Source organism: Marinobacter sp. NP-4(2019) (assembly GCF_003994855.1).
In the GTDB taxonomy this organism is placed as follows: Bacteria; Pseudomonadota; Gammaproteobacteria; order Pseudomonadales; family Oleiphilaceae; genus Marinobacter.
This window is the reverse complement of the sequence record NZ_CP034143.1, coordinates 1-11,755: the sequence shown is the minus strand read 5'-3', so window position 1 is coordinate 11,755 and position 11,755 is coordinate 1. Positions and strand designations below refer to the sequence as shown.

Here is an 11,755-nt window from a genome sequence, read left to right as displayed (position 1 = left end):
ACAAATGGGTCTTACTTCTGAAAGCCGTCCGCCAAGTACCAGGAATACGACTCACCCCAGCATCCAGTTTCCCCTCAGCGAGGCCCTTTCTCCACCGGGTCGCCCTCGACTAAAAAATGATGCAACGTCGTGCGGCGGGCTCAAACAACCAGGAGAACCATTTCTGACTCACTGAGTTTCCCGGCTCAAGGTAAGAACGCCTGATTGCTGAGTGAAGTTCAGCTGGCTGAGGACGCTCATTCCCAACAACACCATGTCGGGATCCATGGCGGGACTGATGGTGCCGGGCACGTTAGTGAACCTCATATCGCCCAGACGGAGCTCCGGTATGATAGTACTCCACACTTTCACCTTACCAGCCGCCGTCTGTGCAACGCCGGGGCGGCCCCGAGTAAGGCCCGCTTTCTGGGCTACCGATTCTGAAATCGACACGGTAGTGGCGCCAGTGTCCAAAATAAAGGTGACGCTGTGGTTATTGATGGTGCCGTCCACCAGATAATGCCCTTGGCGATTGGCTTTCAGCTCAATTTCGGTGGCACCGCCACGGACATGGCTGACCAGTTGCTGATTGGGGTTGTTATTGCGGGCATCCACTCGGTCGAATAAATATGTCACAACACCGATCAATACAGCCCAAAAAACAGCAAAGTAAAGAATGTATCTGATTTCGGGTCTGATGGCACCGGGTTTACTCATCCCATTCCTTGCTGTGAATCCGCGACAGGCTGTTTTCTATTCTAACCCATCCTGAATTCCGGAACAGCCGGCCAACACGACGATGAATTCGAATCAGTATCCGTAAAGTACGGGCCACCAGAGCCGCACATAAATCACGGTTGTTCTGTCGCCCCTCCTCCTCGCGTACGAAAGGATCACGCAGAATCTGCAACGGCGCTCAGTTCAACTGCAGGCTGAGCTGGTGGGAGTCGCACTTTTCGGGCTCATTATCTAAACAAGCCACAATCAAGAGCTCCGCTGTTTTAGGAATGACATTCAGAAACTCTGTGATATCCACCACATGACTTTCAAGCCCCCGTTCTCGCCCAGCCGGTAAGCTTGAGCAGACAAGCTCATGTCTATTGTCAGGGGCATAGTCACACCGGAACGATGCAAACTGACCACAGGCCGTCTGTTCTGAGGAGGGAAAAACACACTGAACCGAAAACAGCTCTACGTCATCTTCCACCTGGAACGCGCCGTCCTCACTCAGATAAACAGACGCTGTATAGGGAAAGGTCTCATCGAACCCGGGAACCGAGAGGTCGTCATAGTAGACATCCGTATTCCAGGTCAGACTGATGATATCTCCCGGTGAGAACTGATTTTCCTGGTCTTCTGAGAACGCGGCCAGATTGAAAACACTCGGTTCCAGTGGTGAACCGGAAAACTCGAAAACAAGTTCCTTGTTTGCGTCAGTGTTGCCTGATGATGAGGATTTCTCGATAGCAGCCCCATCGCCCCCTCCCCCACCACAACCGAGGAGAAGAGAGGTTGTGAGTCCTATTAACGCAAACTTAAGGTGGGGCATGGCAAGGCTCCTCAGAAAAAAATCCATGGTATGCCGGGACTGCGGGGAGTAAATCGAGAATAGGTCTTTCGTTGATGTCCCTTTAACGGTTGAAAAAGGGCCCTCTTTCGAGGGCCAACCTCACTCAACACCCACCACAGGATCCGCGCACTCTCAATATGAGTAATGTCTCATGGGTTTTGAAACCCGCAACCCCAGAGGTAGGCCCATCTTTATGCAGAGTGTTGCCGCCGGGCCGCTTGGTCCTATACTGAGATAAGTGCAGCCGAATCCATCAGTCCTTTGAAGTGCGCCTGGGTTTGGGCCTACCCCCGGCCGTGAGTGGTGTTATTGACAGCATATTTTGGCCGGCTCGACCAAGTTATGGTGACATAACCCTTAGTCGTGACCGCCGCTCTTAAACAAAAGCGGACATTCAAGTTAGCCTCCGCTCAGGGCCGACGAGCAAATCACTTATGCTTCATACAGCCTAATTGATGGAGCAAATCACGGACGCCAGACGATCACATGGAAAGGAAGCTGGGTGCAGGTCAGGGGTTTCAGCTAGCTTTGGGATGCCTGAACCAGTCTAAACTGTGGGGCCGATCTAATCTCAGCGTTCGTTCTTTAATCGAAACCAAAGGGCATAAAGCGCCGGCACAAACAATAGCGTGATCAGAGTGCCGACCGCCACGCCACCGATAAGGACATAAGCCAGCGGCCCCCAGAACAGGTCAAAGGTCAGAGGTACAAACGCCAGAACGGCCGCCAGGGCGGTGAGTACCACGGGGCGGGCACGTTGGACTGCCGCTTCGACAACGGCTTCCCGGGCAGCCATTCCTGCTTTGAAGTTGTCCTGCACCTGCTGCGTCAGAATCATGGTATTTCGCATCAGGATGCCGCCCAGGCCAATCAGCCCCAGCAGCGCGGTAAAGCCAAAGGGTTGATTAAACAGCAGCAAAGCCAGCACAGCCCCAATCAGCCCCAGTGGCGCGGTGGCAAGAACAGTCAATGTGCCGATAAAGGAACGCATCTGAAGCATGATAAAGATCAGCATCAACGCCAACATCACCGGTTGTAATGTCTGGATTGAAGCATTGGCTTTGGCTGATTGTTCCACCGTACCGCCGATTTCAATACGGTAACCCTCCGACAACTGTTCGCGCAGGCCCGTCATCGCACTCCATATCTCCTTGGTGACATCCGGTGGCTGGGCACCTTCTACATCGGCCTGAACGGCCAGGAAGGGGTCACGGTTGTAACGCTTTATGACGGGGTCCTCGTAACGAACCTGCCACTTGCCCAGTTGCTGTACGGAAAGTTTGCGGCCGTCGCGGGTTTTGATCTCAAGATCTTCCGGCATGATCACTTCGCCACGTGCATTACGCGCCACCAGTTGAACGCTCCTTATGCCCTGGCGCAGTTCGGTGACGGCCACTCCGCGGAGTTGGAACTGCAGTTGCCGGGCAACCTCTGCCGGAGTCAGGCCCATCCAACCCAGATTTTCCGGATCCATATCAAGATAGAGAGTGGGCACACGCTCATCCCATTCGAGATGCGGCATGACGATGTTCGGATGCCCGGTCATGAGAGTGCGGATCTGGTGCGCGATCTCTCTGAGTTGATCGGATTCCGGACCCAGCACACGAAAACTGACCGGCCAGACCACCGGGGGACCGTACAGCAAACGCGTCACCCGCACTCGTGCCTCCGGAAATTCACCCGCCGCGATTCTGGTTTCCAGCGCCGAGATGATGCGATCGCGCCCTTTAACGTCCTGCCCAATGGCAATCAACTTGGCAAATGCCGGGTCCGGCTGCTCGGGGTTGGCCGATACGAAGAATCGGGGCGCACCGGCACCGATGTAAGCGGAAAGGCTTTTCACCTCCGGCATGTCCATCAGAATCGCTTCCAGGCGTCTGACACTTTGATCCGTGGTGGCAATAGCGCTCCCCTGCGGAGCGTAGACACTGATCAGAACTTCGGGGCGATCAGAACTGGGAAAAAATTGCTTCTGCACCTGGGTTGCCATCCCGAAAGCACTGATCGCCAGCAAACCCACTGTGATAAAAACGACGGTTTTCCGGTACTGAACACACGCTGTGATCACCCCACGCAACCGCTGATAAAACGCGCTTTGGTAAAGGTCCTGGCCCATATGCCCGGTGTAATCGGGCAAGAGCTTGACGCCCAAATAAGGCGTAAAAGTTACCGCCACCACCCAGGAAATCAACAACGAAAAAGCCAGCACCCAGAAGATGTTGCCGGTGTATTCTCCCACTCCGGACTGGGCAAATCCGATGGGGACAAATCCGGCCACCGTCACCAGCGTACCGAACAGCATGGGCGCGGCGGTTACGCTCCAGGCATGACTGGCTGCCCGTACCCGGTCCCAGCCGCTCTCCATCTTCACGATCATCATTTCAATGGCGATGATCGCATCGTCCACTAACAGACCCAGTGCGATAATCAACGCACCCAGGGTGATGCGGTCCAGGTTTATGCCCGCCATTTTCATCAACAAGAAAGTCAGGCCGAGGGTCACAGGAATCGCAATGCCCACCACCAAACCCGCGCGCAGACCGATCGCCAGTATGCTAACCCCCATCACCACGACCAACGCAACCAGAAACTTGACCTGAAAAAGATCAACCGCCTGAGTGATGGCTTCCGCCTGATCGGTCAGGGTCTGTATTGACATTCCCAGCGGCAGCCTGCCCTGTTCGGTACTGACAAACTCGCGCAGCCGCGCGCCAAATTCCAGGCCATTTTCACCCGCACGCATGACCACACCCAGGAGGATCGCATCCTCACCGTTGGAGCGGACGATGTAGCTCAAAGGATCTTCATACCCTAAACGCACCTCGGCCAGATCAGATACGGTAATAAGCTGGTCGCCGATACGGAGAGGTACTGAGGTGAGGCGCTCAAGGTCAGACAGGTCGATGTTGCTGCGGACATAAACCCGCGGGCCGGCAAGATCAACAAAGCCAAGAGGCTGAAGACGGTTGTTGGCCTCTATCGCCTGCAACACCTCTTCTGCCGACAAACCGAGGTTGTTGAGCCGGTCCTGATCAAATTCGAGATACACCCGCTCAGGACGCTCCGCCAGGAGCTGTGCTTTTTGCAAGCCGGGCAGCCGTTGCAGGCGATCCCGTATCGATTCTGCCTCGCGGGTCAGTTCACGCATTGGCATCCCGGGTGCCGTCAGCGCCAGCAGGGAGAAATACACATCCGCGAAATCATCGTTGACGATGGGGCCGATCACACCCTGGGGGAGGTTGGGTCGCTCATCGAGCATGCGCTTGCGGACTTGATAGAAGAGGTCCGACACTTTTTCACTCGGAGTAGAATCCAGGAATCGGATAACCATGGCGGCCTGCCCGGGCCGAATGGTTGTCTCAATATTATCGAAATACACCACCTCCTGGATTCGCTTTTCCAAACGATCCACGACCTGGTTCTGCAGCACCTCGGGGGTTGCCCCTGGCCAGACGACAGAAACCACCATCGCCCGGACGGTGAACGCAGGGTCTTCCGCCCGACCCAGGGACGAGAACGCGTAGAAACCGGCAACAACGGACAGCAAAAGAAAAAAGAGGGTGACCGAACGCTCGCGCACTGCCAGCGCGGAAAGATTCGGTAAGCTCATTGAACCAGCTCCCGCACTGCCATGCCAGGCGTGAGCAGGTGTGTCCCCAACGCGACGATGGGCGTTCCCGCCTTGATGTCGACCTTGATCTTCGCATACTCCTCACCCAGATCGATCACCTCGACCGCCAGGGGCGTTACCGTGCCGTCGGAAACCAACCAGATCTGCGGCGTTTGCCCTCTCTCATCCAGGGCACCCAGCGGTACGCGATGGCTGGGGGCGGTTTGCTTCTGCGCTAACCGCACACTCACCACCGACCCCAGGGTTAAAGACGAGGGGTAGGGCCCCTCCAGGCTGTATCGGGCACGCCAGCTCCGGCTTGCGGGGTCGGCAGCCCCGGCAATCTCTCTCAAGCTCACAGCAAGCTGTTCGCCATTGGGTAAAGGGACATAACCGCGCATGGACGGGTTACTGCCCTCTGGTAAAAAAACCTCGACTTCCAGCGATTGATCTTCGGCCAGAACGGCAAGGGTTTGTCCGACACCCACAACCTGGCCAGGTTCAACGATGACCTCAGTGACCACGCCTGCATGGGCGGCTTTCAGTTCCGCATACCCCAGGGCATTCTGAGCCTGCTGATTGCGTGCAGAAGCGGTTTGCACCTGGCTGCGCGCCTCACGCTCTGCCAACTCAAGGCGTTGCAGGGTTTGTTCGCTGACAAACTGATGCGCCACAAGTTGCTGCTGGCGCTGGAGTTCATTGGTGGCAATTGCCAGGGCCGCTTTTGCACGCTTAAGATCCACGGCGGCGACCCCTGCGGCTGCCACCAGGTCCCGTGTATCGAGCTTGAACAGTAAGTCGCCTTTTTCCACGCGCTGACCGGCATCGATATAACGATGCTGAATCCGACCGGCGATCTGAAAGGCCTGAGGAACTTCGTGGCGGCCTCGCAGGGTTCCTGAAAATCTCTGCGCTGTTGGGCCGGCGTCCTTTAGTTCAACTGTTTTTACCCAGGGGATAGGGGCGCGGGCATCTGGGGGCGGTTCCGAAGACTGCTGACAACCAGACAGCATGAGCAGCGAGATAAACAGGGTCAGCATACAGCGCATGGCAGGTGTCCCGATTGGCAAAATCCAGATTTGAGTATCAGCTCTCACGGTAGCCGGACAAAACAAGTTGCAGGATGGCATCGCGAACGGTTTCCCTCCGCTCCATAGGCAGAAAATGAGTCGCCTCGCCGAGGACATTTACGTCAGCCTCAGGCAGCAGGATCTGCAGGCGTTTTCGCGCGGCCGGCGAGAAGGTTGACCCGCGTTCCGCCGCCAGCACGATAACCGGGCACCGCAACTGACGAATACCGGGCCAGGGGTTGTGTTCGGTATGGGCAAAAGTGGTGCTCTCCCACTCCGGCGCACACGCCAACTGAACTTGATCTTCCTGCGGTTCGAAGGCGTGCTGGATATAGGCTTCCAGCCATGCTTCGGGCCAGGTCTTGAAGCCACCGCGGCCCCGATAGTTGTCCAACGCAGCAGCGTGCGAGTCGAATACCGGGCGCCGACGTGCGGCTCCGGCGGCCAGTGACAACCGATGTGACTGGCGTAGCAGCTTGGCCAGCCACAACCTCAGGCCCTGCCCCGGATCCATGATTACGGGTTCCGCCAGAATCAGGCCCAGCACTTTGTCTGGCCGTCGGGCAGCGGCCATGATGCTGGTGGTGGCCCCAATGGAGTGGCCGGCAAGCCAGACCGGCTCATCCAGGCTATCCAGCAGAGCGGTCATGTCGCGATAGTAGGTTTCCCAGCCCCGGAATGTCGAAAAGTTCGCCGCACCGGCGCTGGCCCCGTGCCCCCGCATGTCCCAGGCCAGGACATTGACGTCCGTGGCAAGCTCATCAAGGAGGGGGCGGTACAGGCGGCCATGGAAACCCGTTGCATGCGCCCAGTGCAACGTGGGGCGCGCTTTGGATTGCGGCCAGCGCCACAGGGCGATCTCCGCGCCATCCGGCGCCTGGAATTGGTCGCGTTCAGGGTTGTTGTGCTTATTGTCCATGAAGATCTGCTTCTTTGGCCGCCATTGTCGGGAGCAACAACTGAACCTGACCGCTGGCGATCGGCTTGCGCTTATCGCCCTGCCAGCAGGTCACCCGGACCAGGCTGCTCCGCCTGCCTTGCCGGACAATTTCGGCGCTGGCGAACGTCGATCGGGCCTGCGCGGAGCGGAGGTAGTTAATGTGGCTGTCGAGAATGCGTGGGCAACGTTTGTCTGTATCCTGGCGTTGCGCAGCGACCCGCGCGGTAAGCTCCATCAGGGCGCCAAGCACGCCGCCATGGAGAGCAGGTAGCATAAAGTTGCCAATCAGCGCTTCACGACACGGCATATGAACCACTAGACCTACATCGTCGCGTTGAACCTCAAGACCAAGGTGCCGTGCGTAGGGAGTGCGCTCCAGCAGGGCCTGCCAGTCGGAACATTCTTTCCCGCTTTCTTGCCCGCTTTCGGAAGGGCCTGAGATGGGTTGTGCCGAATCGCCAGTCGTACTCATGCGCCCTCCTTTTTTCGTCCACCGGCCTGAAATTGCTGGCCCTGGGTGTTGCGCATGAAGGTGGCGCTTGCCGTCGCTAACAGCTCACTGTCACTCTCGCTGAGGATGTCGCAATGGATGAACGCGACCTCGTCCGTTAAATGACGACAGGTGGCCACCGCTACCAGGGCACGGTCGCCGCTGGCAGGCCGCAGATAATCCATGCGCAGATCCAGCGTGGCAATGGGCATCAGCTCCAGGGCCCCCGCAAATACCGCCAGGCCTCCGGCGGAGTCTGCCAGTGAGTAGAGCACGCTGGTGCAGATTTCTTTTGTATCCTCTTCGGCGAACATCCATGGCTGTGGGGTCAGGCGCATACAGACCTGGCCCTTATCGACAGAGACAACCTGCATACCCAGATCCCTGCCGTGGGGAACCTGTTCGGTGAACTGCCACGCCGTCGTCACAGCGTCACTGTGCTGAGCTCTGTTCGACTCCGTCATCAGATCTGCCCACCCCGGTTTGCATTTCGCGCAGGGGTGGAAGTGGGGGGAAACAGCTGATTTTGATAGGTCATTGCCATGTCAGTTTCTTCCGAATAACATTGTTGCTGGATTTTGGTTGGTTAACCAACCAAATGTCAAGAATCTGTTGTGGCAAATGGCACGCCACCCGTGCGATGGCGCACCACCAATGCAATGAGTCAGGTGGTTGCCGCTCTGATGAACAAATAGCTGGCTTGCTGAGGAGATGTTTAAGCCATGGTTAACAGACAGATGACTCCTGCAAGCAAACTGGGCGACCAGGGCGACGTTTTGTCTAACGCAGCCCGGCTTTTTCGTGAGAAAGGCTTTGAAAGGACGTCGCTCAAGGAGATTGCCGAGGCCTGCAATATGCTGCCCGGAAGTCTGTATTATCGTTACAACAGCAAGGAAGCGCTGCTTGTCGAGCTGATGCGCCGGGGGGTGGACCTGGTTACCGCAGAGGTCGAGTCGGCTTACGCCAGTTCGGATGACCCGGTTGAACGGTTGCGTCTTTGTATCAACGCGCATCTGCGAGCCCTGTTGGTCGATTCGGACGCGGTTTACGTGCTGCTGTTTGAATGGCGAGCGCTGGGCCCGGAGGCCCGCGAGGAAATCATCGAACTGCGTGACCAGTACGAGTCCTTGTGGGCCGATATCCTCGAAACGATGATTGCACAGGGCGTGATCCGGAAGAATGTTGACGGCCGTTTGCTCCGCCTGATCGGCCTTGGGGCGCTCAACTGGGTTGCAACCTGGTTCGACCCGAACGGGGCTCATTCACTCGACGCCATTGGCGACTTGATCTGGCAGATCGCGATGGACGGTGTGATCAATAAAGGGGGGCAGGCATAGGTTCTGGCTTCACAAACGCAAGCAAGTAGCCTCTGTTTATGATCGCTAATCATGCGGATGCACGGTTTGTCATCTGACATTTTGCCTGAACTGCTCAGGCGACTGGTCAAACCAGCGCTTGAAGGCGCGTCTGAAATTGGCAATGTCGTGATAGTTCATCAACGCGGAAATGGCCTCGATTGACAGTTGGCTTTCACGCAAATAGGTCGCTGCCTGCTGGGACAGAATCTCGTCGCGAACTTTCCGAAAACCGCTGCGTTCCTGCTTGAGTTTGCGTGCCAGAGTGCGTTTGCTCATGAACAACGAGGCCGCTGCTTCGTCTTCACTGAGCGTTCCGGGCGGTCGGGACAACATCATCATCTTCAGCTGGGTCTGATAGCTCGGTTGATCCGACTGAAGTTGCACAAGCATCGATTCACACTGTTGCAAGGCCAGACGATAGTTTTCGTGATTGGCGGACGCATTCGGTTCCCGACACAATGACATCGGCAACGTAAGTTTTACCTGATCGCAATCATAGTGAATCTGCCCGGATAAAAAATCGGCATACATTGCCTTATACTTTGGTTCAGGATGAGCGAAGTATATTTCAGCCTCATGCAAAGGGCGACCAATTATAAATTCGCCAAATTCAAAAAGGGCCTTAATCATCGCATCCGACAGGCACTGCTGTATGTCATCGTCCAGCGACTCCTGATAGTCCAGAATACACTCCAGGCGCTCGTTGACTTGCTGCAAATGCAGGTGGATGAAGCTAGCACGCGTGGGCAGAAAAGTATGAATCGCCTGCAGCGCAGTGAGAAAGTCGGGGCTGCTGTAAGCAACGAACCCCATTGCTCCATGGGTTGCCGGTGTCAGTCGCTTGCCGAGCCGCAACCCGAATTCCGGCAGGCCGGACAAGTCCAGTGCGTTGCGCAGAATCCGCATCTGCTGAGCTGCGGTAAGCAGGCTTTCCTCACTCAATAATTGCGCCACACCAAGCCCGGTGCCGAGCAGCAGACGTGGCAGTTGTTTGGCTGTTAAATCAAGCTCACGCGCAATTAGCCGTGAGTAATTCGATGGAATACCTGGACCGGTTTTTGCAAATCACCCGCCTTCTGCGTCGTCATCATTGATCATCTCCGTCCTGAACGACCACTATTTTGTCTTTAAATGACTCTATGTTGTCAAGAAATGACCTGACAGAAGTATCGCCAGACAGCCAATATCTATCGGTGAATACTACGGGCAGGAGAACAACAATGGGTAAGATTACTTTTATAGAACATGATCAAACTAAACATGTCGCTGAGTTCAAAACTGGTTCCTCGGTAATGCAAATCGCCGTTGACAATCTGATCCCCGGTATTGACGGGGACTGCGGGGGGGAATGTGCCTGTGGCACCTGCCACGTCATCGTCTCGGACGATTGGTTCAGAAAGACAGGTACGCCTGGTGGTGAGGAAGAGCAAATGCTGTCAATGACCCCGGAGCGGGAGAGCACTTCGCGCCTGGGCTGCCAGGTGGTCATTACTGATGAAATGGACGGCATGACCGTGCATTTACCCGAGTTCCAGATGTGAACATAGGAGGACGCATGCCAACACTGTCTAAAACATTTGACGACATTCAATCCCGAGTGATCAATGCTACCTCCAGGGTGGTACCGATGCACAGGCAGATCCAGGGGCTGAAACTGTTAATGAGCGCCAAGAAGAAGGCCTTCGGCCCACGCCGGCCGGTGCCCGAATTTGTTGAATCAGTCATCCCGGACGTTAACACGCTGGCCCTTGAGGACATCGATGTCAGCAATCCATTTTTGTATCGGCAGGATCAGTGGCGCGCCTATTTCAAACGGTTGCGCGATGAGGCTCCGGCGCATTACCAGAAGAACAGCCCCTTCGGCCCCTTTTGGTCGGTGACTCGCTTTGAGGACATCATGTTCGTAGACAAGAGTCACGACCTGTTTTCCGCCGAGCCGCAAATCATATTAGGCGACCCTCCAGAGGGGCTGTCGGTGGAAATGTTCATAGCCATGGATCCGCCAAAACACGATGTGCAGCGCAGCTCGGTTCAAGGCGTGGTGGCACCGAAGAACCTGAAGGAAATGGAGGAGCTGATCCGATCGCGTACCGGCGATGTGCTTGACAGCCTGCCTCTGGGCCAGCCCTTCAACTGGGTGCCCACTGTATCGAAGGAACTCACCGGTCGCATGCTCGCAACCCTTCTGGATTTTCCTTACGAGGAACGTCACAAGCTGGTTGAGTGGTCGGATCGGATGGCCGGGCAGCATCGGCAACCGGCGGCGAGTATGCCGAAGAAGAGATCATGTTTGACGACGCGGCTGACATGGCCTGGTCCTTCTCCAGGCTCTGGAGGGATAAGGAAGCGCGCCGCGCGGCGGGCGAAGAGCCCGGTTTCGATTTGATCAGCCTGCTACAGAGCAACGACGACACCAAAGATCTGATCAATCGCCCGATGGAGTTTATCGGCAATCTGACGCTGCTTATCGTTGGCGGCAATGATACCACTCGCAACTCAATGAGTGGTGGCCTGGTGGCCATGAACGAATTCCCAAAGGAGTTCGAAAAACTGAAGGCAAAACCGGAACTGATTCCGAACATGGTGTCGGAAATCATCCGCTGGCAAACGCCGCTGGCCTATATGCGCCGAGTCGCCAAGCAAGATGTTGAGCTGGGCGGCCAGACCATCAAAAAGGGCGATCGCGTTGTGATGTGGTACGCCTCGGGCAACCGTGACGAGCGCAAGTTCGAGGACCC

The 11,755-nt window shown here is 56.3% G+C and carries 10 protein-coding genes and 1 pseudogene; 3 read left to right on the top strand and 8 right to left on the bottom strand.

Going from position 1 to position 11,755, the window contains the following annotated elements; genetic code table 11:
* Nucleotides 1–168: 168 nt before the first annotated feature.
* From EHN06_RS20385 to EHN06_RS20355, 7 genes are all read right to left on the bottom strand, one after another.
* Nucleotides 169–696 (bottom strand): retropepsin-like aspartic protease family protein, encoded by a 528-nt coding sequence (locus EHN06_RS20385; RefSeq protein ID WP_127334538.1) that lies wholly within the window; start codon nucleotides 694–696, stop codon nucleotides 169–171.
* A 199-nt stretch (nucleotides 697–895) separates the two neighbouring features.
* Nucleotides 896–1,528, bottom strand: coding sequence for a hypothetical protein (locus EHN06_RS20380; protein WP_011783392.1), 633 nt, complete (start codon nucleotides 1,526–1,528; stop codon nucleotides 896–898).
* 592 nt (nucleotides 1,529–2,120) lie between these two features.
* Nucleotides 2,121–5,159, bottom strand: coding sequence for an efflux RND transporter permease subunit (locus EHN06_RS20375; RefSeq protein ID WP_072678648.1), 3,039 nt, complete (start codon nucleotides 5,157–5,159; stop codon nucleotides 2,121–2,123).
* The gene (locus tag EHN06_RS20370) at nucleotides 5,156–6,208 is read right to left on the bottom strand and encodes an efflux RND transporter periplasmic adaptor subunit (protein ID WP_072678647.1); all 1,053 of its coding nucleotides are present in this window, start codon (nucleotides 6,206–6,208) and stop codon (nucleotides 5,156–5,158) included. Before EHN06_RS20370 ends, EHN06_RS20375 begins: the two co-directional genes overlap by 4 nt.
* A gap of 37 nt (nucleotides 6,209–6,245) precedes the next feature.
* Entirely contained in the window at nucleotides 6,246–7,148 is a 903-nt protein-coding gene (locus EHN06_RS20365) for an alpha/beta fold hydrolase (protein WP_091642674.1), read from the bottom strand.
* Nucleotides 7,138–7,641: a PaaI family thioesterase gene (locus EHN06_RS20360; protein ID WP_091642677.1), complete on the bottom strand. Its 504-nt coding sequence runs from the start codon at nucleotides 7,639–7,641 to the stop codon at nucleotides 7,138–7,140. The genes EHN06_RS20365 and EHN06_RS20360 overlap by 11 nt, the downstream gene beginning before the upstream one ends.
* Entirely contained in the window at nucleotides 7,638–8,123 is a 486-nt protein-coding gene (locus EHN06_RS20355; RefSeq protein ID WP_091642679.1) for a PaaI family thioesterase, read from the bottom strand. Before EHN06_RS20355 ends, EHN06_RS20360 begins: the two co-directional genes overlap by 4 nt.
* Nucleotides 8,124–8,381: 258 nt before the next feature.
* Between EHN06_RS20355 and EHN06_RS20350 the strand changes: the two genes are divergently transcribed.
* Entirely contained in the window at nucleotides 8,382–8,996 is a 615-nt protein-coding gene (locus EHN06_RS20350; RefSeq protein WP_091642682.1) for a TetR/AcrR family transcriptional regulator, read from the top strand.
* Nucleotides 8,997–9,065: 69 nt separating this feature from the next.
* Here the strand turns inward: EHN06_RS20350 and EHN06_RS20345 are convergent, their stop codons facing one another.
* Nucleotides 9,066–10,061: an AraC family transcriptional regulator gene (locus EHN06_RS20345; RefSeq protein ID WP_164735659.1), complete on the bottom strand. Its 996-nt coding sequence runs from the start codon at nucleotides 10,059–10,061 to the stop codon at nucleotides 9,066–9,068.
* A gap of 176 nt (nucleotides 10,062–10,237) precedes the next feature.
* Between EHN06_RS20345 and EHN06_RS20340 the strand changes: the two genes are divergently transcribed.
* Nucleotides 10,238–10,558 carry a 2Fe-2S iron-sulfur cluster-binding protein gene (locus EHN06_RS20340; RefSeq protein WP_091642688.1) on the top strand — a complete coding sequence of 107 codons (321 nt, stop codon included), beginning with the start codon at nucleotides 10,238–10,240 and terminating at the stop codon, nucleotides 10,556–10,558.
* 14 nt (nucleotides 10,559–10,572) lie between these two features.
* Nucleotides 10,573–11,753, top strand: a pseudogene (locus EHN06_RS20335) (cytochrome P450); the annotation flags it as partial.
* Between the last annotated feature and the right edge of the window lie 2 nt (nucleotides 11,754–11,755).